This is a genomic window from Shewanella sp. VB17, assembly GCF_013248905.1.
Lineage (GTDB): Bacteria > Pseudomonadota > Gammaproteobacteria > Enterobacterales > Shewanellaceae > Shewanella.
On record NZ_JABRVS010000001.1, the window covers coordinates 56,584 to 83,267 of the forward strand.

Below are 26,684 nucleotides of genomic sequence, written 5' to 3' on the forward strand. Positions count from 1 at the left end.
AATATTAAGTTCATTTTTTCAGCAATAGACTAGTGTAATGGTAAATTATTCATTACCATATACCTGCTATTAACAGTTATTTATCAATTCTTCAGAGATCATATATATGCAAAAGCCATTTCTTATCGTTTTGATTATCGCCATACTAGGCGCATTCGCGTTCGTTCAGTTCGCAGACCTAAATGCCGCAATCGCCTTCTTTACCGGTTCTATTATTGCGAGCGTTGTATTTGCACTTCAAGGCAAATCCTCTCCAATCGCTAACAATGCCGTAAGTGTTGAGCAATATACAGGCCCAACAATGACACTTTATGTGGGCAATTTGCCTTATCGTATTCACGAAGGGGAAGTAAAAGAACTATTTGGAAAATATGGACCAGTAAACTCTGTTCGTTTAGTTCGTGATAGAAAAACGGGCCGTCGTAAAGGCTTCGGGTTCATTGAGATGTCTGAGGCGGGTGCGCAAAAGGCAATGAGCAAGCTCAACGAATTTGACTTCCAAGAGCGAACATTAAAAGTCAGAGAAGCAAAATCGCAAGATGCGGATAAAAATGACCGTCAAGAAGCTGGGGCTTAATCCTTAGCTTACTTAACAGGAGTGATCATTGGCCTGTTTGGACTTTCGATAATGTTGAAAAACCAAATTTGGCTAATGATTTTTTTAATCCCTCATTGATTTCTTGCGTGTATAGCGCACTTAGTCTTTTTTCATATGTGTCAAATTCTGCTCGATTTCTATCTGCTCGTCCGTCTATTAAGTTATGTACCCTTGCTGCAACAGCTTTCCCAGAATCTAGCAGTAAAACATCACAACCTAAATATTCTTGTATCTCTACTTTAAGGATCGGAAAATGAGTACAACCTAAAATGAGTGTATCCAAACCAGATGATTTAATTGGATGCAAAAGCTGAGAGATCTCTTCTTGAAAAATAGCTTCACCCGAGGCTTTTTTTTCTGCTAGTAATACGAGTTCAGACGATGCGTACAACTCAACTCGGCAGTCACTGGCAAACTGCTCAATTAACACTCGAGTATAATTCCTTTTAATGGTTCCCGGCGTCGCAAGTAGGCCTATATGTTTTGCCCGTGAATGCAAAGCCGCAGGCTTAACCGCAGGCACAACACCAACGACTGGAACTCTCAGTACTTCTCTTAGGGATGGTAAGATTAGAGTACTTGCTGTATTACAGGCAATCACAACTAACGATGCATTAATTCTCTCAACCACTAAGCTAATAAGTATTTTGCAACCTTCAATGAGTTCTTGATCTGCTAACTCACCGTAAGGCAGACGAGCATTATCAAAAAGATAACAGTAATTCTCATGAGGTAGCACCTTCCTGACTTCATCGAGGATAGATAGGCCACCAACGCCTGAATCAAAAATAAGTATGGGTCCCGACAATGCTTCTCTCCACGAGTAAGTGCTAACCACGATGTGCGAATTTTCACACAAGAATCAAAAAATCGAAAGCCAGAAACTGGACTTCCTAGCTTTCTAGTATAATAATTCGGCCCAAAATCAAACCAAGGGTGATCAATAATGAATTTAGCAGCAATGGATCCTAATACCTATGATGCGCAACTTGAAGAAAAACGTATCAAACTGGAAAAGATATTCGCTGACTTTGATACACCAAATCTAGAAGTATTTAGTTCTGAACCAACAAATTACCGTATGCGTGCAGAATTTCGTATTTGGCATGATGGTGAAGACATGTACTATTACATGTTTGATAAGACGCTGAATAGTAAAATTCGTTGTGATCAATTTATGCCCGCCAGCAAGTTGATTAATAATATGATGCCTACACTTATCGCCGAATTAAAACGAAACACAACGCTTCGACATAGATTATTCCAAATTGACTTTCTTTCCACTCTTAGTGGTGAAATATTAGTCTCTTTACTCTATCACAAACAGCTAGATCAGCAATGGGAAGCAGAAGCTGCAACTTTGAAAGAAAAGTTGGCCGCGACATTTAATGTCAATATTATTGGCCGAGCACGTAAACAGAAAATCGTCTTCGATAAAGATTTTGTTATCGAGTCACTTCTGGTTAATGGAGAGCAACTGCAATATCACCAAATAGAAAATAGCTTTACTCAACCAAACGGTAACGTTTCCATTAAAATGCTCGAATGGGCCATCGACATAACCAAAGAAAGTAAGGGAGACTTACTGGAGCTTTATTGTGGTAACGGTAATTTTTCAATCGCTTTAGCACAAAACTTTGATCGTGTATTGGCAACAGAACTTGCTAAACCTTCTGTTGAATCCGCGCAATATAACATTAAAATAAACGCCATTGATAACCTGCAAATTATCCGTATGTCCGCTGAAGATTTTACCGATGCCATGGCAAAAAAACGTAGTTTTAGACGCTTAGAAGGGATCGATTTAGATAGTTATCATTGTAATACCATCTTCGTTGACCCACCACGTGCAGGGATGGATCCGGATACCGTTAAACTGGTTCAAGGCTACAAGCGTATCGTTTATATCTCATGTAACCCTAACACCCTAATAGATAATTTAAATGAATTAAGTCAAACTCATAACATCACCCGTTTTGCTTTATTCGATCAATTCCCTTATACCGATCATATGGAAGCAGGTGTATTTTTAGAAAAAAAGTAATCCACAATACCTAGATACAACGAAGGATAGCCAACCATCCATGGCGATCCTTCGTAAATGTTATCGCTTTTCCAGTTTTTGTTGCAACACCTCAGAACCCTTCGCCACCATACGCAGTTGTGTCACTAACCTATCAGCCAAAATCTTACGATCCACCCGCTTCATATCTAATGCAGCTGCGCCAGCATTAAAAACTAACGTCACTAATGCTTCTGCCTGTGCACGAGCCAGCTCAGGAGCGCGCTTTGCCGTCGCCTCAGTGTAATGAGCTAATTCAGAGATAAAATGTTCTATTTCACGGGCTACAGCCGCACGAAACGGCGCAGATGTACCTGAACGTTCATGCAATAATATTCTGAAAACATTAGGGTTAGACTCTAACACTTCCATAAAGGTATCAACCGAAATCCGTATTACACTTCCGCCGGCCTCTGCACGTTGACGTCCTTTGCGCATCATCTGACGTAAAGTTAACCCTCCTTCATCGACCATAGTCAGTCCAAGTTCATTCATGTCTTTAAAGTGGCGATAAAAAGAGGTCGGAGCAATTTTGGCTTCTCGGGCCACCTCACGCAGACTCAGACTAGAGAAACTCCTTGCAGCATTTAACTGATTAAATGCTGCATCGACCAATGCTCGACGCGTTTTCTCTTTTTGCTGTGCTCTAATGCCCATCATGGCGGATCCGCAAACTAAGTGTGATAACAAGATCATACATTTTTTGATAGCAAAACACAGCCATTAGATCATCTTTCTAACTTGACCTATTGGCTTTCAACAGCTAAATTAGCGTACAGATGTGCGCTCAAATTTCAACTGGATAGTAATAATGACCAAACCTCCCTTGATCTGGACAAATGTAGCTCTTTTCACCTTCACCTTTCTCGGTGCAGCCATACTCGTTCCATGGTATGGAATAACCTATGGTTATGGGATCTTAGAATGGGTAGCCTTTATTGTATTTGCCTTTGCCTGCGGCCTATCAATCACTGCCGGTTACCATAGACTCTGGTCTCACAAGACCTATAAAGCAAAGGCACCAATTCGTTTTCTATTTGCACTTGGCGGTGCATTAGCTTTACAAAACAGTGCTCTACATTGGTCTTCAGATCACCGAATACATCATAAGCATGTGGATAATAATGACAAGGATCCCTATTCTGCAAAAATGGGATTTTGGTATAGTCACATAGGTTGGATGCTTAGAGAGTACCAATCACAATATTACCACGATTATAAAAATGTACGTGATCTGCAAAACGACAAAATAGTGATGTGGCAGCACAAACACTACCTAGTATTAGCCATCCTAATGAATATTGGCCTTCCTGCATTGATTGGTTGGCTCAATGGGGATATTTGGGCAATGCTACTAATGGCAGGACTATTAAGACTTGTCGTAGTACACCACTGTACTTTCTTCATCAATTCACTGGCCCACATTTGGGGAAGCCAACCCTACACAGACAAAAATACCGCTCGGGACAATGGCGTCATCGCCCTGCTGACCTATGGCGAGGGCTACCATAACTTTCACCACATTTTCGAAAATGATTATCGTAATGGTATACATTGGTGGCAATATGATCCAACAAAGTGGTTGATAAATAGCTTAAACTGGTTTGGCTTAGCAACAGATCTCCGCATTACTCCTCAAGAGCGAATTGAAAGTGCCAGATTACAAATGCAGCTAAAGCATACTCAGAACCGTGTTGCTTTACTGCCTAACTGTGATGAAGTACTTGAAAAAATTCAAACTGAATATGAGCTGCTAAAAGTCCATCTCACCGACTACTACACCGCAAAAAAAACCTTGCTGGAAGCTAAACGTAAACAATTAGTGAATAAGCAATTAATGCTTCAAGTCGATGAAATGAAGCAACGATTCCTTATACAACAAAAAAACTGGTTACTATTGACCTCTTCATACACCTAGCAATTTTCAACCTTTCCTATACGGGCTACTTTATACTCAGTAGCCCTAAGCTTTAGCCTAGAACTACTGATTAATTGAAGTAGTCTAGCTATCGGTCTATCATGAGCCCCTACCCAATTACTATGGACTTTGCGCTCATGCCACTATCAAAAATAAAACTTACCGAATACAGTCATGGCGCTGGCTGCGGCTGTAAAATATCGCCAAAAGTCCTTAACACCATTCTTGCGTCTCAACTGCCCATTTTTGAAGACCCAAACATCTTAGTTGGCAACCAAACTCGAGATGATGCCGCGGTATATAAGCTCAATGATGAAACAGGCATTATCAGTACGACTGACTTTTTTATGCCAATTGTTGATGATCCTTTTACCTTCGGCCGTATAGCTGCAACTAACGCCATTAGCGATATATACGCCATGGGCGGAACCCCGATAATGGCGATTGCAATTCTAGGTTGGCCAATCAACGTATTATCTGCAGAAGTTGCCCAACAAGTTGTCGATGGTGGGCGTCAAGCCTGTGCTGATGCTGGCATCATGTTAGCCGGTGGACACAGTATCGACTCTCCAGAGCCTATATTTGGCTTAGCGGTATCAGGTCAGATCCCTCTGTCTGAACTCAAGCAAAACGACACGGCTAAATCCGGTGATAAACTTTACCTAACTAAACCATTAGGCATAGGCATTTTAACGACCGCACAGAAACAAAAAAAAATCACCGAAGAAGACAGCAATATAGCCATTGATGCCATGTGTCAACTGAACAAAATTGGCACTGTCTTGGCCAAAATCCGTGGTGTCAATGCCATGACAGATGTTACTGGGTTTGGTTTAGCAGGCCACCTTATCGAAATGTGTCAGGGAGCAAAACTCAATGCCAGAATAGCGATCCCTTCACTGCCATTACTTCCTCAGACTGAAAAATATCTGCAACTTGGGTGTATCCCCGGTGGAACCCATAGAAATTTCGAAAGCTATTGCGAACATCTGCCTCTACTTACTGATACTGAAAAAGCCATCATCTGCGATCCTCAAACCAGTGGCGGCTTACTGATTGCAGTGTCTAACGAAGCTGAAAATGAGGTTATTGCGCTACTTAAGCAACATGGCATCCAAGCTAATGGTATCGGATCACTGACTCATGCAGAACAATCAAGCCTAGTGGAACTGACTTAATGCAATTGGTATATTAATGAACAGCAATATCATCCCTAAAGAAGCCTATCAAGCAATCATGCTCAACGGACACCCAATGCTGGACGTTCGAGCACCAATCGAATTCAATAAAGGCGCATTTCCCTCAAGTAGTAACTCCCCGCTGATGCAAGATAGTGAGCGTCAACGTGTAGGTACTTGCTATAAAAAACAAGGACAAGAGGCCGCAATTGCACTAGGACACTCGCTCGTTCAAGGAAAAATAAAACAACAAAGGGTCGATGCGTGGCTAGCTTTCATAAACCAATACCCTAATGCGTACCTCTACTGCTTTCGTGGTGGGCTCAGATCGCAACTCTCTCAACAATGGCTTAAAGAAGCCGGTATCGATATACCTTATGTTGAAGGTGGCTATAAAGCCATGCGCCAATACCTTATTGATACTATAGATAATGCCCACCCTAAGCAGCCAGTCTTTATTCTTAGCGGCATCACTGGAAGTGGTAAGACAGACTTCCTACTTAACCGTTCAGAAGCGATAGATCTCGAAGGTTATGCCCATCATAGAGGCTCAAGTTTTGGCTGCTATCATGAAGCTCAACCTTCACAAATTAACTTTGAAAATCAATTAGCCATTGCTCTACTTAAACATCACAATAGGAACGAAAAATGCTTACTGATAGAAGATGAAAGTTTTTTAATTGGCCGCTCTGCGATCCCAAAGTCTTTCTATGAGGGAATGCAAACTGCAAATATTCTCGTGTTAGACGAATCTGAAGAAGCACGATTAACCCGCCTACTTAATGAATACGTCCATAAAATGCATTCTGGTTATGTCGAACGCTTAGGTGAGGAGGCGGGCTTTTCTGCTTTTTCTCTTTACTTGACTCAAAGCATCACCAGTATAAGAAAACGACTTGGTAATCAACTGCATAATGAATTTCAATCAATCATAGCTTATGCATTAAACGCGCAATTACAGCAAAATAATACCCTTGCTCATTTGGAATGGATCTCGCTACTGCTCACTCGATATTACGACCCTATGTATCGATACCAACTCGAACAAAAAAAAACAAGAGTGATATTTAAAGGTTCCCACCAAGCCATCCACCAATGGTTAAATGACTATCAAAAATAACATCAAAATAGCCCTTATCTGAGGGCTATTCTCGTTGAAATTTTTTCAACCAAAAATGGATAACTGCACGACGAAAAAAGGACTTTCTGACACAAATAAAAATAAACACTAGCAGATTACTAAAAGCTAATAGCATAAATAACTCAGTGATCTGCCACATCAATACCTGTAAAAGTAACATAGCTAAAAGTGCTGAGGAGATCATAAAAAGTGCATTAAGAATATTATTTGCAGCAATCACACGAGCACGCTCATTGACCTGAGCATTTGACTGAATAAAGCTATATAAAGGGACAATATAGATCCCCGCGCTCACACCTACCATAAAGAGATCAAACATAAGTCGATAATGACCTGAATCAGCAATAAAGTGGCTAGCGCTAAACACCATATCACTCGAGCTTGGTACGGCCAACGCAAAATCAATACCAAATAGGGTGAGTCCCAACAAACCTAGTGGCACAACCCCTAATTCAACTTTCCCTTTCGATAAACGCACTGAAGTCAATGAGCCCAGTGCAATACCGAGCGAAAAAAGCGCTAATAATACAGACACCACACTTGGTTCTGAAAATAAAAATATACGAGTAAAATTAGGAAATTGTGTTAAATACGTCGCCCCAAGAAACCAAAACCAGCTAATGCCTATTATTGCAGCCCAAATTTGTTGATTTTGATAAGCACAGTTAAGGACCTGCCAGTTCCCCTTATGCATTGAAATATCCTTACTCAGAGCTGGAGGTAAAGAAGGCACCCCCCACGCTGCAACCACGCCAAAGATCGCCAACACGACAACCAAAATGGCACTCACTGTTGTCGCATAATCACTCGACACAATAATCCCAGCCCCTAGCGTGCCACACAAAATGGCAAGAAACGTACTCACCTCTACCCACGCATTACCGCGAACCAATTCTGCAGGTGTTAACACTTGCGGCAGTAATGCATATTTGACTGGACCGAAATAGGCAGATTGAGTTCCCATGAGAAAAAGCAACAGCAGCATAGATAAGTAACTTTGATTCATAATCGCCAATGCAGCACCAGACATCAGCACAAGCTCCACCAACTTAATCCGCCTGATTAACCAAGCTTTATCTTTAGAGTCAGCAAGATAACCTGCATAGGCTGAAAACAATAAAAAAGGGAGAATAAACACAGCAGCGGCGATATTAACAAACAAGTCTATCGACATCGGCAACTGTTCAGCACTGGTATAAGCCACCATCAAGATCAGAACATTCTTATACACATTGTCATTTAAAGCGCCTAAACATTGGGCGATAAAATAAGGAAGAAAACGTCGACTAAATACCATACGACCTCAAATTAGTTCTGAAATGGAGAACGATAAGTGTGAAAAATCGTATGCGAGGCTATCAACGCCTTTGAAGAGTTCACTTATCAGCCAAAGTTGACAAATATGACATCACTCATTAATCAAAATTTGATCCCATTCTAATTGAGGAGAACCTACCACAATAAAATTAGGGTTTTCTAAACTTTCTCTTTCATTATAAGTTAAAGGCCGTAAGTTAATATCCATAATTTGACCCCCAGCCTCCTCAACAATAACCTGAGCAGCACCAGTATCCCACTCTCCAGTTGGGCCAATACGCACATAACAATCCGCTTTTCCTTCAGCAATTAAGCAACTTTTCAAAGCTGCACCACCTAATACGACTAAATCACAATGATTGTCATGATTAAACAATTTAAGTACTGATTTAGGATCCTGACGACGACTTACAGCCAGTTTTAAAGTGGGAGTTCTACTCTGAGGTAACTGATGACTCATAATGCGAGATTCTGATTTTTCATCACGTTTATAAGCACCTAAACCAGCAATAGCATAATAACAAACTTCAGTCATGGGCACATAAACGATCCCCATAACAGGTCGGTTATGTTCCATTAAGGCAATAATAACCGAAAAATCTCCACTGCCTGCAATAAACTCACCCGTGCCATCTAAAGGATCAACCAACCAATAACGATCCCAATGCTGACGAGTCGTAAAGGGAATATCAGCATCCTCTTCTGATAACACGGGGATGTCTGGCGTTAATTCCTGAAGTGCGGCGTTGATTATATTGTGCGCTGCGATATCAGCAGAAGTCACAGGTGTGTTATCCGACTTAATTTCTTTTTCAAATATTCCTTTCACATAAATATCACGAATTTTCTTACCCGCAACAATGGCAATTTCAATAGCCTGCTCTACATAATCTTCTGGCTTCATAACTGCTCCAACAGCCTAGTACTACTTAACAGATTTAAAAAGAGTATTAATATTTTGCTTTAAACAATTATAATTTTAGGTATTTTTGAGCTAAAAACAAGGCACTCACACTTCTTGATTCAGAGAAGTCTTCCTGCTGAAGTAAAGTTTGCCACTGACTTATGGGCCAAGAAACCAACTCTATCGGCTCAGGCTCATCACCTTCAAGTTGACTTTCATAGAGATCTTCAGCAATAAATATTTGCATTTTACTGGCAAAATAACCAGGAGCAAGACTGACCTCCATAAGGTGGGTTAACTTTCTTGTACCATAACCTATTTCCTCCTGTAACTCTCGATTCGCCGCCTCATGAGCTTCTTCACCTAAGTCAATCAGTCCTTTAGTAAAGCCCAGTTCGTATGTGTGAGTTCCTGCTGCATACTCTCTGCCTAATAACAAGGTGTCATGGTTTAATACTGGTACTACCATCACGGCACCACGATTATTGCCCTTCATTCTTTCATAATGTCGCTCAACATTATTAGAAAATTTCAGATGCACTTGTTCGATTTTAAACAAACGACTCTGGGCAACAATTTCTGCGCCTAGAATTTCTGGTTTTTTGCCATTCATGAAAATCCCTGACTAGAATTGATATTTAAGTATAATCTTACTACATATACTCAAATTTCTTCAAAGAACGCAAACTATGTTTCCTTGGAATAAAATAGATACCGTTTTACTTGATATGGATGGCACCTTACTTGACCTCCATTTTGATAACCACTTTTGGCTCAACTTAGTCCCACAAGAGTTAAGTCGTCAAAAAGCAATGACAACTCAAGATGCTGTCAAATTAGTCGAAGTCGCCTATAAAAAGGTATTCGGAACTTTAGAATGGTACAGTCTTGATTATTGGCAAAAAGAACTCAAATTAGACATTTTAGCGCTGCATAAAACATTAGTAGACAGAATTCAACTAAGGCAAGACAGCATGCCGTTTTTAACCGCATTAGGTGCTCAAAAAAAATCCCGTATTTTAGTCACTAACGCGCACCCCCACAGCCTAGCTTTAAAGTTGGAACATACCGACCTCGCATTAGGTCTAGATCACATGCTCTCAAGCCACGAAACAGGTTACCCTAAAGAGCACCCCAACTTTTGGCGACATCTATTTCAACAGTTTTCTTTAGATCCCTGCCAATGTCTATTTATCGATGATAGCCAAGTCATTTTACAAGCCGCTAAAGATGCAGGGGTTGGCTATCAACTAGGTATCACCAATCCCGATAGCCAAAAACCAGATAACGTTTTTAGCGATTTTCCATCGATTAGGGACTACCACCTTTTACTAGAAGATCTACTAGCAAAATAGTCGGTCTTCGAATGAAGGCTGATATTTTCAAGAGAGTACATTTTTGATATTTAAATTTGAGCGTCAGGCTAAGTTAGTAATGCCTACCACACTTTTAGCTTATTAAAAACAACCTTTTTACAACAAGCACTTAGGAGTGATAGGTTAACCAAAAAATAAACAGGAACGTTATCCTGCTACCAATCAATAATCTGTTAGGTTTGGGGTGCTGTGAATATAATTCAAATATTGAAAAATAAATTTTTAAAAAACATAAATGTCAAAAAACTATCTATACCTGGTGACTGTGACGCTATAAAAATTATGCTATTACCAAGTGATGCACCTAGGTTTATTGATAAAGTACGTGAACTTGAGATTGATTTAAGATCACTTTTAGATTTAGCTCCTTTAGACGTCGAAGTCATCTCAGTCTTTTGTAATAAGTTAGTCTTTAAGGTGCTGCAGCCCTTTAAATATAACGGTTTATAGATTATTAGCAGCGCTGGCATGTTCAGTTAACTGCACAAACAGTGTCTCGTTATCTCTTTTAGGCTGTGATCTACAAGCATATTCACTTAAGTATCGACACCACTTCCTTAGTTGATTTTTTATTCTATATTCTCGTTCCGATCTCAGTGCTTTTAGAATATCTGGGAGCCAATCGTTTGCACATCGAGCAACCTTTTGTGTTGAAATCATCACCTTGTGTATTTCGCCACTCACTTTGGCGATAAAACGCTTGAGTAATAAAGTCAGCATACTCGCCCAGACTAAGCTCTCAGCGATGGATTTATTTCTTGTGTTGAAGCTTTTTAAGCCGCTATATGATTTTAATTCTTTGAAAAATAGCTCTATTTGCCAACGTAGTCCATATAACTCACACACTTTGACTGCAGGGAATTGCTCTCGTTTTAGGTTAGTGATGAGATAACCGATGGCAGATTTTTTTCTATCCCAGAATGCAATTAATCGGTGTAAACCCGGCTTGTCACTCCATTTCACATCAAGGTCAACAAGTTGATCTTTCTTCAATTTAACTCGCTTCATCTTCTTACCTACTAGCGCTTTAATGGCTGTTCCTTGGCTATCAAAAGCAGCGATTATATTCGGGTTAATTTGACCGTTAGTCCGCGTGATCACATAACCACCATGTTTGTCAGCCTGATAGCAGTATTCGATATTAAAGTAACCCGCATCCATAAGTAGCAAGATATCCTTTATTTCAAAAGCAAACGGATTATAGTGCCTCTCACTCTCCGAATCTGGTGCAATGCCAAGGTAATTGTAGCCACCCGACATCAAGTCCATGGTCATGTGTAGCTCCATTGCTGCGGGATGAGTCTTGGTAAATCGACCTGGAAATTGTTCCGTTAAACCAATATGTAATTTGAGAGAACTTCCATCATGTGCTTCTATCGCCTTAAAAGGGATATTCGCTCGGCAAGGCTTGTTGTAAGGGCTCAAATAGCCATTTTTTGGCAGCTTGTTCGGTAATAGCTCGAAGCAGTTGAGTTTTTTAAGCTTGTTGTGAAATGGCTTATAATTAATGCTTTTACCATGTTCAATACATAAATTCTTATGTATATCAGAAAGGTTGATATTTGACCTTGTTCCCAAAGTGTTAAGTAGAGCAAATACCAGCTCCGTCGGTGATATGTTGCGCATGCGCTGCATAAAACCACACTTTCTAGCTAATTGTGTAATGCTTGTGGCGTTAAGAATACTTGTCAGGCGCTTAGGTATGCAGTTAAACTTCATTTCGTGCTCTCTCGTGGTTGGATGGATCTTTCACACGAGATATTTGATCATGAGATGAGTACAACCTCCAGTTTTATTCAAAATAACACTGTTTAATCAAAATGATACTGGGTGATCCCTTAAGATGCTACCTATGAGTAGCTGCCAGTATTCATGGTGCATTGGGATTTGGTTTTCCCATGCTATCTACCCCTATTTTAACCTTGGTCTATGATTTAAAAACAGCCATTTTATTAACTTTATTACCTTCATTGGTCATTATCATTGTGAGTCTTTTAAATTGCTCTGATGTAAAAAAATGGCTATTAGAATTTAGGTTAATTATTGGTACAACAACAGCGGGGAGTTTTTTAGGCTCTTGTGTACTTGTTTGGGCTGATCCTGATATTTTAAAAATCGTACTTGCATGTACTATTTTAATAGTACTATTCTCAAGTAAAATCAAGTTATTTTCGACTTTTCTAAACAAGTATCCAATATTTTTTGCCCTCATAATGGGTGGTCTTGCAGGTGTTGTGGGGGGAGCGACTAATGCAATAGCACCAATTTTGATGATTTATTTATTAGAAGTCACCAAATCAGCTAAACAAGTAATAGTAGTTTCTAATATTTGTTTCTTATTGGGTAAGTTGATGCAGGCAACTGTTTTATCATCACAATATTCAATGGGTGAAGTTTTGAACCCTGAAGTATTACTGGTTTTTACTATTGCAATTATAGGCTTATTTGTAGGCATAAAGTTGCAGTCGAAAATAGATGAAAAAAGTTATCATGTTTTGATTAAAAATATATTAGTGCTATTTATGATAGCTCTTGTATATCAAGGTAGCGGAGACTTTTTTATCTAAATCTAGAGATAAATCACTTGCTGTAATGGTCAAGTTTTTCTGTAGAGATTTTAAAAAGCTTTTTGCCAAAATAAAGCTTTACCCACTTTAGGATCTAACTCAAAGCCGTCAAACCCGAATTTTATATAGGATTTGCATGCTACTTCATTCCCTTCTAAGACTTCTAGCGTGATTTTACAGCACTCCTTCTCTTTCGCTCTCTCTTCAACCTTAGCCAAGATTAACTGACTAATGCCTAGCCCTCTAAATTCATTAACGACAACAACATCGTGAACATTAATAAGAGGTTTACATTTAAACGTTGAAAAGGCTTCAAAGCAATTGGCTAAGCCAGCAGGCTTATCATTCACATAACAAATTACACTAAATGCATTAGGTACTTTTGATAATTCCAACGCTAGATTTTGTTGAATAAAATCTGATAAAGGTGTGCCACCTCCCATTGGATCTGCGGCATAATTATTTAATAGGTAGCCTATATCTTGCGAATGTTGCTCATTTAAATAGTCTGCTATTAATACTTCAATTTTCATTCGTGTTCCTAATGTACGCCCCTTGGAAAGCGTGAGGTTAAATTGACAACAAATAATCATATACGAGCTTGTTTAATCTAACTAATATCGCTAAAAAAAACAGCTAGTGCAACACATAAACCACACTTCATTTACCATGCAATGCTTAACATGGGAGATATCATGGAGTTTTCGGTCAAGCTCTATTCTAGTAATAATCACAATATAAAAGGTTTACCGCAGGAGTCTCTTGAAATAAATAACATGGCATGATTATTTCACTTTCCTTTAAAAAATTGATGCCAATACGCTAGCAAACTAAAAGTCACATATTATGGGTTATTATTAGCCTATGGTGAAGTCTTGAGTGGATACCAGTGAAATATTTGGGTGCTTTGACAAAGTAAAGTTATAGTGTTCAATGATTGATAATGCATCCAAATGAGGTTTGTTGTGGGTTGTATGTGCATCATTTATCAAGGTAACTTGATAGCCTCGACACGCTGCGCTAAACGTTGTTCGATCAATGCAGAATTCCGTTGAGTAACCACAGATAATGACATGTTCAATGCCTTCTTCATCTAAATAGGCACTCAGGTCTGTATCATGAAATGAGTCTGGGGACTTTTTCCGAATGTTGACACCAGACCCTATGAGATTAAAACCAGTAAAAATTTGCCAAGCATGGCTCTCAGGCTCGAGTACTGCCGGAATTTCATGTTGTATAAATACCGTTTTATACTTGCGTGAGTTAGCACAACTAATAAGTCGACTAATATTTTCAACAACTTTTTCGGATATATACGGCGGATTACTTGAGCCGAAAACTCCATTTTGCGCATCTACGACTAAAAGTACTGATTTCATACAATCTCCTTTTGAAAGCTAACAGCTTATTGCTCTGAAATTAACTTGTTGACTTTAAGCTTTTGTTATAATTACATAAAGCTTAGATAAAATACAGTGCAATTGTAGATGGCACAGTTAATTATGAGAAGTTTAACTTCGATGAGATGGTTGAGGCATATCGTGACCATCTTGTTTCTTACGGTCTTTTTCAAAAAGTGAAAGATAGTTGCCACCTATGATTATTCTTGCTTGAAATAACAGGGGTAGATACAACTGTGGCCGTTGACAGCATGGCCATTATATAACATCCATGTTACCAGGGCATTTTGAGGGAAAAAAGCAGCTTGTAAAAATTTTCAAGTATATAATAATGCGCTATTTCACAATAATTTTTGATGAGGCCATGGGGCAAGATGGCTCTTTCAAAGTAACAAGCAAAGGCTATTTACCGACAAAACTCGTCAAACAGGCTAATGACTACTGCCTGAGTTTGCCGTTGCTAAGTTTAGCACTCATATTAGCATTAATGATTATGCTGGCACCAAGAAAGACAGATATTCAACCGCTGCTGAAGCACACCTTTCAGTTCTCAATTAAGTAAGTAAAACCAATCATTTTGAAAAATTGAATGTTCAAAATGCTTGGTTCATTGTATCTAAAAAGCCGGTTAACATAAGTACTTGTTCTGGTGAAATATCACCTGTGATATCGTGCATTAAATCCAAATGGAGTTGATTATGCTGGCGATGGATCTGCTCACCTGCATCAGTTAATTTAACGACGATAACTCGGCGATCTTCTGGGTGCGGACACCGAATGATTAAACCAAGATTGACTAATTTATCCACTTGGACCGTTAAGGTTCCTGTAGTGATACCCAGTTTTTTCGCTAACTGTTTCATTCGCAATGCACCATGAACACCGAGCACTTCAATAGTATGGGTTTGCGCCAAAGAATAGCCTGTTTCTTTGACCACAGATTGCTCCCAAGAGGACATTTTATCGTAAAATTCAGTAATGGATTGATTCAGCTTTTCTAAATCGCGCATAGGTTAACTCAGTGGGTTTAGTTCAAGAGTAAGATGATGGATTTTATCAAACTTTGCCAATAATATTTTATATTCTGCCACTGTTTTATCATTATCTGAGGCCAATGCAATTGCAGCGCAATAATGATCGCCACTGATTTTCCAAATATGAATATCTTGTACTTGCGCATAAGGTGATAAGGCCTCCTTAATTGAATGTCGATAACTTTGATCTATATTTTCATCCAATAACACAGGACTGGTTTGTTTCATTAGCCCCCAAGTCCACTTGATTATCACGACAGCACCTACCATTCCCATCACGGCATCTAACCAGTGCCAGCCATAAAACTTACCAAATACCAGAGCAACAATGGCAAGGACGGACGTCAGCGCATCTGCAAGCACATGCATATAAGCCGCACGTAAATTGTGGTCATGAGGTGTATGAGACTCACTATGTGAATGATTTTTTGAGTGAGAGTGGTCATCTGTATGGTCGTGTGAATGAGCATGTCCATGATGATGGTCTCCTAATAAAAATATGCTCACCACATTCACTGCGAGCCCAAGAAAAGCCACCATTATCGCCTCATTAAACTGAATTGTCAGCGGACTAAACAACCTATTGATTGACTCTACCATCATCAATAAAGCCACCACGCCCAACACGATGGCACTGGTATAGCCTCCTAATACACTGACCTTACCTGTGCCAAAGGAAAACTTGTCACTGTGAGCATGTTTCCTAGCATAACGATACGCAAACAAGGTAATACAAAAAGCCGCAGCATGAGTCCCCATGTGCCAACCATCTGCTAATAATGCCATCGAACCAAATATTGTACCTGAGACTATTTCCACTACCATGGCGGTTAACGTCAATATCAACACATAGAGAGTCCGTTTTTCTCCCGAACTTTGTTTGGCGCAAAAATCGTGATTATGTTCAGGAGATAAATGCAAAATAGTACCTTAGTTTGACAATCAAAGTATTTATGAAGATTACCTTGGTTATCAAACTAAATCAACCTGACTGATATTATTTTGGAGAATAAATATCTCCATGAACCAAAAAATGAAAGGAAAAGCGATAGGTTAACGGCAGACATTATTGGCAATGCTAGAGCTCATAAGGACATAAAACACACAATAGCCACTTGTTTGTTATACTTAAAGCATTATCATTAATCATTTTAATATTCGAATAGTCAAATTGAACCAAGTATTGCTAGTAACAATGATCATTTATCAGATTTATTAATGCTATTTCTTTAGTCTATTATATTGAGGTTAGACGCTCATGCCGTTTACACAGACAACAGAAAACATGCCAGCCTCTGCCCCGCCGGAGCAAACACAAGTTGTTAAATGGCTATGGATGATTGATCAATGTAGTAGTCCGATAGTCAAAATTTATGGCGAAAAAATGATAGCGACTCATTTTGAGTCTAGAGAAGCTGCTGAGCAGTTTACGGCTAAATCTCAGCAATAGACCTATCTAACCTGAGCTCGGGTTAAGCAGCGCCGCTTAATATCGCTATTTTGGCCCCTATCTTTGTTGTGCTTTCTAGTAATAGTCAGCTATTACGTACGAAATCCCGCCTTGATATCGACAAAAATGTCGGCATTAAGCAAGTGGGTGGGCAAATAACAACCAGGCGGCATTCAACTTGTTGATTTTAAGTAAAAAATTAAACGTATCTGACACTCGTTATCTCGAGTTCAGGTTATCTACAGTTCAATAATGACTATTTTTGTTGAGATTGACATTGAACGTCATGTTGAATGACAATTAAATAAAAAAATCAATAACATAACGAAAAAATTGCTTATCGCCATACTCTACGGAAACTTTGAAATGAGCATATTGAAGTGGTTTGGGTATATAAGAGAGCAGAAAACCTGCCCCCTTATCGCACTATTTTCCTAAAGCCTAGCCTAATTGACCAGCGACCAGTAACTCTCGGGTTTCTGGAATTTCATTGTATGAAAGCACATGCAAGCCACGTGCAAACGCTAAAGCGTAACGAGCCAATATGGGTCTCAGCTGCGGTGAAACAAGCAACATAGGACTATGGCCTTGAGCCTTGGCATCTGCTAATAGTTGTGGCATTTTCTGTTGCAGTTGTGCCAGCAACATGGGTTCAACAGGAAAGCTGTCAAGTGCGACCTTACCTTGCTGTTGAGATTGATTCAGCGCTGTCATCAACGTCTGTTCAAGCTCTGGGGCTAAAGTCAATACATTCAGTTTCTGCTCAGAACCCACAATTGAATGAAGAATACTATGACGCAAGGCACAACGTACATCAGCGGCCAGTAAAACAGGATCTTTACTATGTTCACTGCAATCGAGTAAAGTAGTCGCGATAGTCCTGATGTCCTTCAAAGAAACCTGCTCTTTAAGCAATAATCTGTATACCTTAAGTTGCTGAATTGGAGTTAAAGCCGTGCTTAACGATTCTGACAACTTAGGTGACTGCTTGCCCAAACGATCATTTAAGGCAATAACATCATCATGTTGTAACATATCAGGTAGAGACTCTCGAATAAGTTTACTCAAATGAGTCGCGATAACCGTTGCATTATCTACCACAGAAAAACCTAAATTCAGCGCTTTAGCTTTAAGTTTAGGTTCTACCCATACTGCATCCATCTGATAAGCTGGATCTTTGGTGATAATACCATCTATCTCACCATAAATAGGCCCACTTTTTATCGCTAACAATTTATCCGGCTCAAGCTCTGCAATAACAACTGGGTTTCCCATCAAATTAATCTGATAAGCATTAGGCGCAAGCGATAAATTATCTCTAATCCTAATCTCGCTCAAGAGAAAGCCTGCTTGCTCAGACAAGGTTCGCCTAATCCCGATCAGGCGTTTTTGTAATTCCGCCCCCTTACTACGCTCAACAAGATACACTAAACGATAACCTAAACTCACTTCAATCAAATCTGTAAACGGTAACGCATCCCAACTGGGTGCTGAAGGTTCAGATAGACTCTTCTCCAGTTCTTGCTCTACTTTTTCCTCAGGTCTACTATCAATTTGTTGGCTTTGTTTCCAGGCTACAAACCCCAATACCGCCGCAAAAGAAAGAAAAACAACCGTCGGCATACCCGGTACTAAGCCAAGGACTGTCATCACGAACCCAGCTGTTGCCAAGGTTTTAGGGTTTGCCAACAATTGTCTGCCAAGCTGCACCGGCATCTCTTCTGCATCAGAAACTCGAGTCACGATGATCGCAGCAGCAGTTGCCAAAAGTAGCGATGGGATTTGTGCAACTAAACCATCACCTATGGTCAGTAACGCATAGGTTTTAAATGCTTCAGCACTGCTCAAGTCGTGCATAAACACACCGATGGCAAGACCCCCTAGCATATTAATCGCTAAGATCATCAAGCCAGCAATGGCATCTCCACGGACAAACTTAGACGCACCATCCATCGAACCATAAAAGTCAGCTTCACGGGCAACATCTTGACGTCTCTCACTGGCTTGCTCTTGGGTTAATACTCCTGCATTAAGATCAGCATCAATGGCCATTTGCTTACCCGGCAATGCATCTAAGGTAAAGCGAGCCGACACTTCTGAGATCCGCTCTCCGCCTTTAGTGATCACCACAAAGTTAATGATCATCAAGATTAAGAAAATCACACACCCAACAACATAATTACCCGCAATCACGACTTCACCAAAGGCTTGGATCACACGACCCGCAGCATCACCGCCGAGATGGCCTTCAATAAGTACGACCCTTGTTGACGCGACGTTCAGGGTTAATCTCATCAAAGTGGCAAGTAACAATACTGTGGGGAACACAGAAAAATCGATGGGCCGTTTGATTGTAACGCTCACCAACAAGACCATCACAGCTAACACTATGTTAAACGTGAACAGAATGTCTAATAACCAAGGAGGCAAAGGAAGAATAATCATACCCAGAATCGCCAGCAGCATAATAGGGATCCCTATATAGCTACGATTGCCTACAAACGTGCGTGAAAACCAATTCATGGTGCAATATCCTCAAATCATGTCGCCACCTTAGGTGGGCAACAATGTTAAAACAAAAAACAATTTAAAATACGTAAAAGCCAAACGTCACTTGGGTATATCCACGTTAATCACGTCGTAAGTGGGGTGGAATAAAGAAGTTTGGCAATGGATCCGGCCTAGTTTGTATTCCCTGTCTTGCCGCTTTTATCTGTAATACGTAACTCAATACATGGGCTATCGCAATAAACAGCGCCGCTGGGATTTGTTGTTCCACTTGGGTCGAGTAGTAAACAGCACGTGCCAATGGTGGCAGTTCGATCACTTCAACGTCATGACGTTGAGCAAGTTGGCGCATGTATAAGGCCAACTCATCAGTGCCCTTGGTTAATACATAAGGCGCATCTGCCTTCTCAAGGTCATATTTCAATGCCACCGCATAATGATTAGGGTTAACCAGTAAAACATCAGCTTGGGGAATAGCAACATCGGCCCTAGAACGACCTACCCTCTGTTGCAACTGACGTATTTTTGCTTTTATTTCTGGCTTCCCTTCCTGCTGCTTATGTTCATCTTTTACATCCTGACTGGTCATTTTTAATTCGTTATGATGATGCCAATACTGATATGGCACATCAATAAAAGTGATCATCAGCATGCCCAGACCTAGATACAGCATACCGCCCGAGAGCATATCTATCCCTTTACGAACCGCTTCATCAATCGGTAACTGGCTATAACCCAATAGTGTTTGGAGGTTCTTTTCAAGAAAGATAAACATGATGCCGATTAATAAGACAATTTTAAGCATTGACTTGATGAGTTCAACCAAAGATTTTATTGATGCCATGCGCCCCAATCCAGCAATGGGATCAATACGGCTATATTTGAATGAGGCATTTTTAAAATTAAAAACAGGGCCTCCAGGTAATGCTCCAGCAACCATGGCAAGCACAGCAACCAATATAAAAATAGGCCCAAGTATACTAAGGACTTCAACCAGAGATGAGCCAAGATGATTCATCATCATGCCGGGTTCATCCAACTCTTCTTTAGTCAATAACATATTGTACCGAGTGACATGTGACACCTTAGCTGCAAACCATTCAGCACTAATAGTCAGCATAAGCGAACAACCGATAATCAATGCTGTTGCTGCTAAATCTTTTGATCTAGGTACTTGTCCCTCGTTGCGCGCTTTTTTAAGCTTCTGCGGGGTCGCTTTCTCCGTTTTACTTTGACCTGTATCTTTACTCATACCACACCACCAATAAATTGATACATGGCTGCAAGTGCATCTAAACAAAGATCACTATAACGGCTTGGCAAGCCACTAAATGACAGCATGACGCAGAGTAGTCCCATCAACATCGACATGGGAAAACCTAAAGCAAATACGTTTAATGAAGGGGCCGCTTTACTCAAGACACCAAAGGTAATATTAACCATTAGCATGGCAAGGATGGAGGGTAACGCCAACATAAATGCAGCAGCAAAAATCCAGGCAAAACGACTGATTAATGCCATCAAAGGCAGATCGAACACACCAGTTCCTATCGGCCATAGCCGGAAACTGTCCACCAAAACCCCAATCGCGACCAAATGACCGTCTAAAGCAAGAAACAACAACACTCCATAAAGAAGCAACCATTGGCCTAATATTGGATTCGAACTGCCACTGGAAGGATCATTCATGATCGCCATAGCCAGTCCCATTTGCATTGACATCATGGCACCGAGCAAGGTCATAACATGGATCATGATGCTTAAAAATAACGCCAACATAAATCCGATAAGCAATTGCTCTAGTGCCAACAGTAGGGCTCCGATTGAAATAGCATCGACAGCAGGGACACTGGGTAGCATAGGCGCAATCAAAGCTGATATCGACAAGGCTAATAAAACCCTCACTGACGCAGGTATAAAGCTGCTACTTAAAAAGGGCATCGCTAAAAATGCCCCCATAATGCGGCAAAATGGCCACCAGAAAGTGCCAATAAATGCGCTGAGTTCCATCGAGGTTAGAGACAGCATACTTAACCAATTATATGAGGAATGTTTAGAAACAAACGCTCAAAAAAATCTGAGAGTTGTTGCAGTAACCATTGCCCAGAATACAAAACCATTAACAGAGTCAACACCAACCTTGGTAAGAAACTCAGCGTCTGCTCATTAACTTGAGTCGCAGCTTGAAATACAGCAATAAGCAAGCCGACTAGCAGACTAGGAATAACCAACACACACACCATGATCACCACTAAGTAGATAGCATCAGAAAAAACCGAGGTCAGTTCATTAATCTCCATAGTTCACCCTATTCACTCTATTCACCATTAAATCTCGCTAACCAAAACTGGCCACTAAGGTACTCACCGTCATCGACCAGCCATCGACCAGCACAAACACCATCAGCTTAAAGGGCAAAGAGATAATTAAGGGCGACAGCATCATCATCCCCATAGACATCAACACACTTGCGACCACCAGATCGATAACCAGAAAAGGTAAAAAGAGCAAAAATCCAATTTGAAAAGCTGTTTTAAGCTCACTTAATACAAAAGCAGGCATTAGAACGAAGAAGGGGATTTCGTCCACCATTAGCGTGACTGGTTCATCCGCGATTTTAAGCATCTGCTCTAAATCGGTTTCGCGAGTTTGAGCAAGCATAAATTTTCGCAGAGGGATCACCCCGACTTTAACGGCCTCAGTTAGCTCTATCTGCCCTTGTTCATAGGGAAGGTAGGCATTGTCATAAATATCTTTACCCACAGGTCTCATCACAAAAATGGTCAACACTAACGCGATGCCAAGTAACACTTTGTTTGGCGGGCTCTGCTGTAATCCTAACGCTTGGCGCAAAATAGCCAACACCACTATGATGCGGGTAAAACTCGTGAGCATCATCAGCATGGCTGGCAAAAAACTGAGCACCGTCATCAGTGCAAGTATCTCTAACTTAATATTGACCGATTGAGCCTGCTCACCATCCCCAAGTGTAAGCAGAGTAAAACCATCATTAGCAAACGCAGTCGGTACAACTAAACACAGTAATAGCAAGAGTCCGCGAAGCATAATCAGTCATTTGCTCCGGTGAGACTCACAGCTTCAACTTCCAATAAACGAACACCATAACGGCCGTTCACCTCTACCACTTCACCGCGTCCTAATAACGCGCCATTAACCCGAATATCTAACGGCTCACCCACCATGCGATCTAACGCGATAACATCGCCTTCGCCCATTCGAGTCAATTCACCTAAAGACATCTCTGCACTGGCCAACTCTAACGTAACCTGTACCGGCAATTGATGAAAAAAAGAGATATCTTTAACTGGTTTAACTGTGTTCACGTCTGAACTAATATTATCTTCACCGAACAAGTTATCATCCAGTAAAAAATCATCATCTTGCAGTATCGTTTGTTCAGCCATTAAGTGGTTCCTCTATAATTGGTAAATCGCATGGTTATCTTAAATTTGGTTAACGCTTAGGCCACTAGCTCTCATGCAAATACGCATCCTGAGTGAGTTTTGCCACCATTTTCCCCTCATGAGTGTGAATAGCAGCATAGAATATAGGCCGCTTCCCCACAGCTACAGGACAGCGTGAATGTATGTTCATCGGTATAATGTCTCCAACCTTCAAATCTTGAAGCGAGGTGACAGGGATATGCTGACGGCCCAATTCAAATAATATTTTCATGGGGATCTGTCTTAATCTATATGACAAGTTTTCAGCTAAATTGGGACTGGCTATATAAGGACTCGATTGCTCTGACATTAGACCTAGTAAATTCTCCGTCATACAAAACAACATAGGTGGCACCTTATGCTCCTTGGGAAAATGAAGCTGCCAGCTAATAGTCGCATCAACTGGGGTGCTATTTGTCACCAACTCTAAATCTAAAGCGGTTTCATCCAGAACAGCCATAGGCAAAACATTCAACGCCGCTAGCATCAACTTTTTGGCCAACCTAAATTCAGATTGACTTGGCGACCTTAACGGCGACTTCAAAAGACTCGCTAAACTGCCATAATACCCACTTGCTAGCTGATCTAAGGTGCACTTATCAATACGCCACCAAGCTAAAGGTAATCGATGATAACGCAACAAAAACCATGCATTATTCGTCTCTGGTTCGATAGGCTGTGCAGGTTCTAAAAATGAAATATTTGACAATGCATGATGCCCCTGTCGAATAATAGGGTTAAGCACATGATTAGCGGCTTCCAATAACGGACGTTGACACGCTTCCACTTGTATAATTAATCTGCTCCGTGCAAGTTTTTCTTGAATTAATGCAACAGGTCTAACTCGTTCACATCTATTCGCCTTAAGCAAATTTGCTTTAGCTGTAGTTTTCATTTCAAATCCATGTCAAATTCAAAGACAAACACTCATGTCAAATTAACAACTAATTATTTATAGTTGACATTTAAATGACTGATGACAATTTAATGTCTGATAACAATAATTAATCAAATCGATATAATGCAAAAATACTATTAACCTAAAGATATTAAAAACACATTCACTCGAAAAAAAATAATAAATTAATTAAATAAAAAGCTAAAAAAGTTACAGCGACAATTTAATGAAAAACTATAATTTTTTAACAAAAAAATAAAAAAAAACCAATTAAACCGTATGCTGGAACATAAAAACAACACTAAAAACAATAAGATAAAAACAAAACCTAGTAATTAAAGAAGTGCAAACATACGCATTAAACAACGCAATGTACCCACAAAATGTTAAAAAATAAACAGAATCATTACATGGCATATAAAAGATATCAGTAGAAGCTAATACTTTCAATCCATCCTTTAAAATTAAAATATAAATAAAAATTAAAAAACATTTTACTTGCTGATTCATTAATGTTTTATTGTACCCAACAAGAAGCTCTCATATAAATCACATCAAAAAAACAGACTGATTTAACGCTTAACATATAAACATATAAGCAAAGATAGATTAACAATTAAATAACACCTGTTACTAATTGAAACTTAAAAGGCAGATTAATACATTGAAAAGATCAGTTCGCATAACAATTTGTTCTTTGTTTATTATTCTTATTAACTCAGAATTGGCCTTAGCCAAGGTTTTTCATTATCAAACAGAATTCGAGCAAGCAAAATGGGATTATTCAGGAGACCGCTACCAATGCAAGATCGAGCATAAAGTGAGTGGGTTTGGTCAATTTAAATTAATTGCAGAACCTGGCAGCCCAGTAAAATTACAGCTCATTGCAGATTGGGTAACATTCAATAATAAGCAAAGTACCCTTAGCGTACAAGCTCCTTCATGGAAGCGAGATAACCACTCAAATTCAACCCAAACCTTGCTGGTTTGGCATGACAACATGGCCAGTAGCCAAAAAGCGATAAATCCATTTATTGAGGGATTAGAACAAGGCGCTTCTTGGCAAGCATCCATTGTGGCGACTGAAGGTGATACATATCTGGTTGAAACCACGCCCATTGCAACCCAAGCAATCGCTCAGAAATTTAAATTATGCCGTCATAATTTACTCCCTAAACCTTTCTCGTATGTGCGCAGAGTCGATTTGCCCTTTAATTCAGGCTCAAGCAAATTACAACTCGCACACGAAGCTGATTTAGAGGCTATAGCACAGTATGTAGCGGTGGATAATTCAATCGTAAAAATATTGGTCGATGCTCATGCAGATGGAAGCGGTAAGCGTTTAGCGAATCTGGTGATGAGCCAAGAAAGAGCCGATGAAGTCGCTTCACGGTTAATTGAATTAGGCATAACAAAAAATATGGTCGAAGTTAGGCACCATGGCGATCGTTCACCTAAGGTGAGCAATAATACTCATGCAGGTCGGCAATTGAATCGAAGAGTCACCATACGTTTAATTAAGTCACCCATTACAACGCCTGTAAGCCAACAAACTGGAGCACCCCATGAGTCTCTTTGACATTAGGCTTGTTGAAGCTGAACTGACACCTGAGAACCGTAAACAGTTACAGGCACAAGATTTTGGATTCTGGCATTCACTAGATAAGCCTTGGCTTACCATAATCAATTTGTCTAATTCTAGCTGCGCTGAAGCCGCGCTTAAGATGGCTCAATATCCAGGGAAAAACCAAATAGCATTACTTAATCCAGAACAAACTGAACTTGCCAGCTGTGCTATGCAACATGGCGCGCAAGATTATCTGCTACTACCGTTGGATATCGAACAACTCGCCTCTTTGTTGCACAGATTACGCCGCTTAGAACAACCAGATACCGAATTTATCGTCTCGTCAACCGTCAGTCGACAACTATTAATGTTGGCGCATCGTGCCGCCACGACTGAAGCCAGTATTCTGCTCACTGGCGAAAGCGGCACAGGTAAAGAGCCTTTAGCACGCTACATTCATCGTAATTCTAACCGCGCAGAACAACCTTTTATTGCGGTCAATTGTGCAGCCATTCCTGAGAGTATTTTAGAATCCATTCTATTTGGGCATGTCAAAGGTGCCTTCACTGGTGCATCTTGCGATCAAGCAGGAAAATTTGAGCAAGCCAACGGTGGCACTCTCTTGCTGGATGAAATAGGCGAAATGCCGTTTTTATTGCAATCTAAACTACTGCGAGTTTTACAAGAGAGAGAGGTTGAACGTTTAGGTGGTCATAAAACAATCAAACTTAATATTCGTATTATTGCTTCAACAAATAAAGATTTGCGCAAAGCAGTCGCAAATGGTGACTTTAGAGAAGACCTCTTTTACCGCCTCGATGTATTACCTCTTAAAATCACACCACTGAGAGAACGCAAAGAGGACATCCTCCCTTTAGCCGAGCATTTTTTACAAAAATACAGACATTTATGTGATAACCAATATTGCTACTTCAGTGGACAAGCTCAACAACATTTACTCTCCCATAGCTGGCCAGGCAATGTCAGAGAATTAGAAAATACTATTCAGCGAGCACTAGTCATGCGTCGAGGTCAGACAATTCAAGCAGCTGACCTCGGTATAGAAAACAACAGCAACCATTACATCATTAAAGCAGACACGCCAGAAATGGGACTCAAAGCCTCAAAACGACAAGCGGAATTTCAATACATTTTAGACACCCTAAAACGATTCGGAGGTCACCGTAGCCAAAGCGCAGAATCTCTTGGGATGACGACTCGAGCTCTCAGATACAAACTAGTACAAATGCGTGAAGAGGGAATAGACATAGAACATGCATTAAATCATGCAGCCTAAAACAA

29 protein-coding genes are annotated in these 26,684 nt (G+C 40.2%); 12 read left to right on the forward strand and 17 right to left on the reverse strand.

Annotation, left to right across the window (positions count from 1 at the left end; translation table 11 throughout):
* Window positions 1-106: 106 nt before the first annotated feature.
* Complete coding sequence (locus HQQ94_RS00145) at window positions 107-577, forward strand: RNA-binding protein (protein ID WP_173292524.1); 471 nt, start codon at window positions 107-109, stop codon at window positions 575-577.
* Between the two features lie 25 nt (window positions 578-602).
* Here HQQ94_RS00145 and murI read toward each other — a convergent pair whose 3' ends face one another.
* Window positions 603-1,406 carry a glutamate racemase gene (murI, locus tag HQQ94_RS00150; protein WP_173292527.1) on the reverse strand — a complete coding sequence of 268 codons (804 nt, stop codon included), beginning with the start codon at window positions 1,404-1,406 and terminating at the stop codon, window positions 603-605.
* Window positions 1,407-1,544: 138 nt separating this feature from the next.
* On the opposite strand from murI, the gene trmA reads away from it, so the two are divergent.
* Entirely contained in the window at window positions 1,545-2,642 is a 1,098-nt protein-coding gene (gene trmA, locus HQQ94_RS00155) for a tRNA (uridine(54)-C5)-methyltransferase TrmA (protein ID WP_173292530.1), read from the forward strand.
* A 60-nt stretch (window positions 2,643-2,702) separates the two neighbouring features.
* On the opposite strand, the gene fabR is transcribed toward trmA, so the two are convergent.
* Window positions 2,703-3,317, reverse strand: coding sequence for an HTH-type transcriptional repressor FabR (fabR, locus tag HQQ94_RS00160; protein ID WP_173296449.1), 615 nt, complete (start codon window positions 3,315-3,317; stop codon window positions 2,703-2,705).
* A gap of 154 nt (window positions 3,318-3,471) precedes the next feature.
* Here fabR and HQQ94_RS00165 point away from each other — a divergent pair, with 154 nt between their 5' ends.
* From HQQ94_RS00165 to mnmH, 3 genes are all read left to right on the forward strand, one after another.
* Window positions 3,472-4,578 (forward strand): fatty acid desaturase, encoded by a 1,107-nt coding sequence (locus HQQ94_RS00165; RefSeq protein WP_173292533.1) that lies wholly within the window; start codon window positions 3,472-3,474, stop codon window positions 4,576-4,578.
* A 101-nt stretch (window positions 4,579-4,679) separates the two neighbouring features.
* Complete coding sequence (gene selD, locus HQQ94_RS00170) at window positions 4,680-5,756, forward strand: selenide, water dikinase SelD (protein WP_375335685.1); 1,077 nt, start codon at window positions 4,680-4,682, stop codon at window positions 5,754-5,756.
* Between the two features lie 16 nt (window positions 5,757-5,772).
* Entirely contained in the window at window positions 5,773-6,876 is a 1,104-nt protein-coding gene (gene mnmH / locus HQQ94_RS00175) for a tRNA 2-selenouridine(34) synthase MnmH (protein ID WP_173292539.1), read from the forward strand.
* Between the two features lie 25 nt (window positions 6,877-6,901).
* Here mnmH and HQQ94_RS00180 read toward each other — a convergent pair whose 3' ends face one another.
* From HQQ94_RS00180 to nudE, 3 genes are all read right to left on the reverse strand, one after another.
* Complete coding sequence (locus HQQ94_RS00180) at window positions 6,902-8,194, reverse strand: MFS transporter (protein WP_173292541.1); 1,293 nt, start codon at window positions 8,192-8,194, stop codon at window positions 6,902-6,904.
* Between the two features lie 111 nt (window positions 8,195-8,305).
* On the reverse strand, window positions 8,306-9,118 hold the full coding sequence (gene cysQ, locus HQQ94_RS00185) for a 3'(2'),5'-bisphosphate nucleotidase CysQ (protein ID WP_173292543.1): 813 nt from the start codon (window positions 9,116-9,118) through the stop codon (window positions 8,306-8,308).
* A gap of 67 nt (window positions 9,119-9,185) precedes the next feature.
* Window positions 9,186-9,731, reverse strand: coding sequence for an ADP compounds hydrolase NudE (nudE, locus tag HQQ94_RS00190; protein WP_173292545.1), 546 nt, complete (start codon window positions 9,729-9,731; stop codon window positions 9,186-9,188).
* A 76-nt stretch (window positions 9,732-9,807) separates the two neighbouring features.
* Between nudE and yrfG the strand changes: the two genes are divergently transcribed.
* A complete protein-coding gene (gene yrfG / locus HQQ94_RS00195) occupies window positions 9,808-10,473 on the forward strand; it encodes a GMP/IMP nucleotidase (protein WP_173292547.1) in 666 nt (221 codons plus the stop codon).
* Between the two features lie 210 nt (window positions 10,474-10,683).
* Window positions 10,684-10,944, forward strand: coding sequence for a hypothetical protein (locus tag HQQ94_RS00200; protein WP_173292548.1), 261 nt, complete (start codon window positions 10,684-10,686; stop codon window positions 10,942-10,944).
* Here HQQ94_RS00200 and HQQ94_RS00205 read toward each other — a convergent pair.
* The gene (locus HQQ94_RS00205; RefSeq protein WP_173292549.1) at window positions 10,939-12,213 is read right to left on the reverse strand and encodes an IS4 family transposase; all 1,275 of its coding nucleotides are present in this window, start codon (window positions 12,211-12,213) and stop codon (window positions 10,939-10,941) included. The two genes, HQQ94_RS00200 and HQQ94_RS00205, sit on opposite strands and share 6 nt — an antisense overlap.
* Window positions 12,214-12,362: 149 nt before the next feature.
* Between HQQ94_RS00205 and HQQ94_RS00210 the strand changes: the two genes are divergently transcribed.
* The gene (locus tag HQQ94_RS00210; RefSeq protein WP_309247268.1) at window positions 12,363-13,061 is read left to right on the forward strand and encodes a sulfite exporter TauE/SafE family protein; all 699 of its coding nucleotides are present in this window, start codon (window positions 12,363-12,365) and stop codon (window positions 13,059-13,061) included.
* Window positions 13,062-13,111: 50 nt separating this feature from the next.
* Here HQQ94_RS00210 and HQQ94_RS00215 read toward each other — a convergent pair whose 3' ends face one another.
* The gene (locus tag HQQ94_RS00215) at window positions 13,112-13,594 is read right to left on the reverse strand and encodes a GNAT family N-acetyltransferase (protein WP_173292551.1); all 483 of its coding nucleotides are present in this window, start codon (window positions 13,592-13,594) and stop codon (window positions 13,112-13,114) included.
* A gap of 324 nt (window positions 13,595-13,918) precedes the next feature.
* Window positions 13,919-14,440, reverse strand: coding sequence for an isochorismatase family protein (locus HQQ94_RS00220; RefSeq protein WP_173292552.1), 522 nt, complete (start codon window positions 14,438-14,440; stop codon window positions 13,919-13,921).
* Between the two features lie 352 nt (window positions 14,441-14,792).
* Between HQQ94_RS00220 and HQQ94_RS00225 the strand changes: the two genes are divergently transcribed.
* The gene (locus HQQ94_RS00225) at window positions 14,793-15,023 is read left to right on the forward strand and encodes a hypothetical protein (RefSeq protein ID WP_173292553.1); all 231 of its coding nucleotides are present in this window, start codon (window positions 14,793-14,795) and stop codon (window positions 15,021-15,023) included.
* Between the two features lie 31 nt (window positions 15,024-15,054).
* Here the strand turns inward: HQQ94_RS00225 and HQQ94_RS00230 are convergent, their stop codons facing one another.
* Both HQQ94_RS00230 and dmeF read right to left on the reverse strand, forming a co-directional pair.
* Window positions 15,055-15,471, reverse strand: coding sequence for a MarR family winged helix-turn-helix transcriptional regulator (locus HQQ94_RS00230; RefSeq protein ID WP_173292554.1), 417 nt, complete (start codon window positions 15,469-15,471; stop codon window positions 15,055-15,057).
* A gap of 3 nt (window positions 15,472-15,474) precedes the next feature.
* Window positions 15,475-16,416: a CDF family Co(II)/Ni(II) efflux transporter DmeF gene (dmeF, locus tag HQQ94_RS00235; RefSeq protein WP_173292555.1), complete on the reverse strand. Its 942-nt coding sequence runs from the start codon at window positions 16,414-16,416 to the stop codon at window positions 15,475-15,477.
* Window positions 16,417-16,753: 337 nt separating this feature from the next.
* Here dmeF and HQQ94_RS00240 point away from each other — a divergent pair, with 337 nt between their 5' ends.
* Window positions 16,754-16,945 carry a hypothetical protein gene (locus HQQ94_RS00240; RefSeq protein WP_173292556.1) on the forward strand — a complete coding sequence of 64 codons (192 nt, stop codon included), beginning with the start codon at window positions 16,754-16,756 and terminating at the stop codon, window positions 16,943-16,945.
* 441 nt (window positions 16,946-17,386) lie between these two features.
* On the opposite strand, the gene HQQ94_RS00245 is transcribed toward HQQ94_RS00240, so the two are convergent.
* The 7 genes from HQQ94_RS00245 to HQQ94_RS00275 form a co-directional block, all read right to left on the reverse strand.
* Window positions 17,387-19,468 carry a flagellar biosynthesis protein FlhA gene (locus HQQ94_RS00245; RefSeq protein WP_173292557.1) on the reverse strand — a complete coding sequence of 694 codons (2,082 nt, stop codon included), beginning with the start codon at window positions 19,466-19,468 and terminating at the stop codon, window positions 17,387-17,389.
* Between the two features lie 106 nt (window positions 19,469-19,574).
* A complete protein-coding gene (gene flhB / locus HQQ94_RS00250) occupies window positions 19,575-20,705 on the reverse strand; it encodes a flagellar biosynthesis protein FlhB (RefSeq protein WP_173292558.1) in 1,131 nt (376 codons plus the stop codon).
* The gene (fliR, locus tag HQQ94_RS00255; protein WP_173292559.1) at window positions 20,702-21,481 is read right to left on the reverse strand and encodes a flagellar biosynthetic protein FliR; all 780 of its coding nucleotides are present in this window, start codon (window positions 21,479-21,481) and stop codon (window positions 20,702-20,704) included. The genes flhB and fliR overlap by 4 nt, the downstream gene beginning before the upstream one ends.
* Before the next feature lie 2 nt (window positions 21,482-21,483).
* Window positions 21,484-21,753, reverse strand: coding sequence for a flagellar biosynthesis protein FliQ (fliQ, locus tag HQQ94_RS00260; protein WP_173292560.1), 270 nt, complete (start codon window positions 21,751-21,753; stop codon window positions 21,484-21,486).
* Window positions 21,754-21,790: 37 nt separating this feature from the next.
* Window positions 21,791-22,519, reverse strand: coding sequence for a flagellar type III secretion system pore protein FliP (fliP, locus tag HQQ94_RS00265; RefSeq protein ID WP_173292561.1), 729 nt, complete (start codon window positions 22,517-22,519; stop codon window positions 21,791-21,793).
* A gap of 2 nt (window positions 22,520-22,521) precedes the next feature.
* Window positions 22,522-22,878, reverse strand: coding sequence for a flagellar motor switch protein FliN (fliN, locus tag HQQ94_RS00270; RefSeq protein ID WP_173292562.1), 357 nt, complete (start codon window positions 22,876-22,878; stop codon window positions 22,522-22,524).
* Between the two features lie 64 nt (window positions 22,879-22,942).
* Entirely contained in the window at window positions 22,943-23,812 is an 870-nt protein-coding gene (locus HQQ94_RS00275) for a FliM/FliN family flagellar motor C-terminal domain-containing protein (protein ID WP_173292563.1), read from the reverse strand.
* Window positions 23,813-24,479: 667 nt separating this feature from the next.
* On the opposite strand from HQQ94_RS00275, the gene HQQ94_RS00280 reads away from it, so the two are divergent.
* On the forward strand, window positions 24,480-25,394 hold the full coding sequence (locus HQQ94_RS00280) for an OmpA family protein (RefSeq protein WP_173292564.1): 915 nt from the start codon (window positions 24,480-24,482) through the stop codon (window positions 25,392-25,394).
* Window positions 25,381-26,679 (forward strand): sigma-54-dependent Fis family transcriptional regulator, encoded by a 1,299-nt coding sequence (locus tag HQQ94_RS00285; RefSeq protein ID WP_173292565.1) that lies wholly within the window; start codon window positions 25,381-25,383, stop codon window positions 26,677-26,679. The genes HQQ94_RS00280 and HQQ94_RS00285 overlap by 14 nt, the downstream gene beginning before the upstream one ends.
* The last annotated feature ends 5 nt before the right edge of the window (window positions 26,680-26,684 follow it).

Coding starts and splice junctions, on each gene's coding strand:
- HQQ94_RS00145 (WP_173292524.1), top strand. CDS start 107: ATGCAAAAGCCATTTCTTATCGTTTTGATTATCGCCATACTAGGCGCA.
- trmA (WP_173292530.1), top strand. CDS start 1,545: ATGAATTTAGCAGCAATGGATCCTAATACCTATGATGCGCAACTTGAA.
- fabR (WP_173296449.1), bottom strand. CDS start 3,317: ATGGGCATTAGAGCACAGCAAAAAGAGAAAACGCGTCGAGCATTGGTC.
- HQQ94_RS00165 (WP_173292533.1), top strand. CDS start 3,472: ATGACCAAACCTCCCTTGATCTGGACAAATGTAGCTCTTTTCACCTTC.
- selD (WP_375335685.1), top strand. CDS start 4,680: ATGAGCCCCTACCCAATTACTATGGACTTTGCGCTCATGCCACTATCA.
- mnmH (WP_173292539.1), top strand. CDS start 5,773: ATGAACAGCAATATCATCCCTAAAGAAGCCTATCAAGCAATCATGCTC.
- HQQ94_RS00180 (WP_173292541.1), bottom strand. CDS start 8,194: ATGGTATTTAGTCGACGTTTTCTTCCTTATTTTATCGCCCAATGTTTA.
- cysQ (WP_173292543.1), bottom strand. CDS start 9,118: ATGAAGCCAGAAGATTATGTAGAGCAGGCTATTGAAATTGCCATTGTT.
- nudE (WP_173292545.1), bottom strand. CDS start 9,731: ATGAATGGCAAAAAACCAGAAATTCTAGGCGCAGAAATTGTTGCCCAG.
- yrfG (WP_173292547.1), top strand. CDS start 9,808: ATGTTTCCTTGGAATAAAATAGATACCGTTTTACTTGATATGGATGGC.
- HQQ94_RS00205 (WP_173292549.1), bottom strand. CDS start 12,213: ATGAAGTTTAACTGCATACCTAAGCGCCTGACAAGTATTCTTAACGCC.
- HQQ94_RS00215 (WP_173292551.1), bottom strand. CDS start 13,594: ATGAAAATTGAAGTATTAATAGCAGACTATTTAAATGAGCAACATTCG.
- HQQ94_RS00220 (WP_173292552.1), bottom strand. CDS start 14,440: ATGAAATCAGTACTTTTAGTCGTAGATGCGCAAAATGGAGTTTTCGGC.
- HQQ94_RS00225 (WP_173292553.1), top strand. CDS start 14,793: ATGCGCTATTTCACAATAATTTTTGATGAGGCCATGGGGCAAGATGGC.
- HQQ94_RS00230 (WP_173292554.1), bottom strand. CDS start 15,471: ATGCGCGATTTAGAAAAGCTGAATCAATCCATTACTGAATTTTACGAT.
- HQQ94_RS00240 (WP_173292556.1), top strand. CDS start 16,754: ATGCCGTTTACACAGACAACAGAAAACATGCCAGCCTCTGCCCCGCCG.
- HQQ94_RS00245 (WP_173292557.1), bottom strand. CDS start 19,468: ATGAATTGGTTTTCACGCACGTTTGTAGGCAATCGTAGCTATATAGGG.
- flhB (WP_173292558.1), bottom strand. CDS start 20,705: ATGAGTAAAGATACAGGTCAAAGTAAAACGGAGAAAGCGACCCCGCAG.
- fliR (WP_173292559.1), bottom strand. CDS start 21,481: ATGCTGTCTCTAACCTCGATGGAACTCAGCGCATTTATTGGCACTTTC.
- fliQ (WP_173292560.1), bottom strand. CDS start 21,753: ATGGAGATTAATGAACTGACCTCGGTTTTTTCTGATGCTATCTACTTA.
- fliP (WP_173292561.1), bottom strand. CDS start 22,519: ATGCTTCGCGGACTCTTGCTATTACTGTGTTTAGTTGTACCGACTGCG.
- fliN (WP_173292562.1), bottom strand. CDS start 22,878: ATGGCTGAACAAACGATACTGCAAGATGATGATTTTTTACTGGATGAT.
- HQQ94_RS00275 (WP_173292563.1), bottom strand. CDS start 23,812: ATGAAAACTACAGCTAAAGCAAATTTGCTTAAGGCGAATAGATGTGAA.
- HQQ94_RS00285 (WP_173292565.1), top strand. CDS start 25,381: ATGAGTCTCTTTGACATTAGGCTTGTTGAAGCTGAACTGACACCTGAG.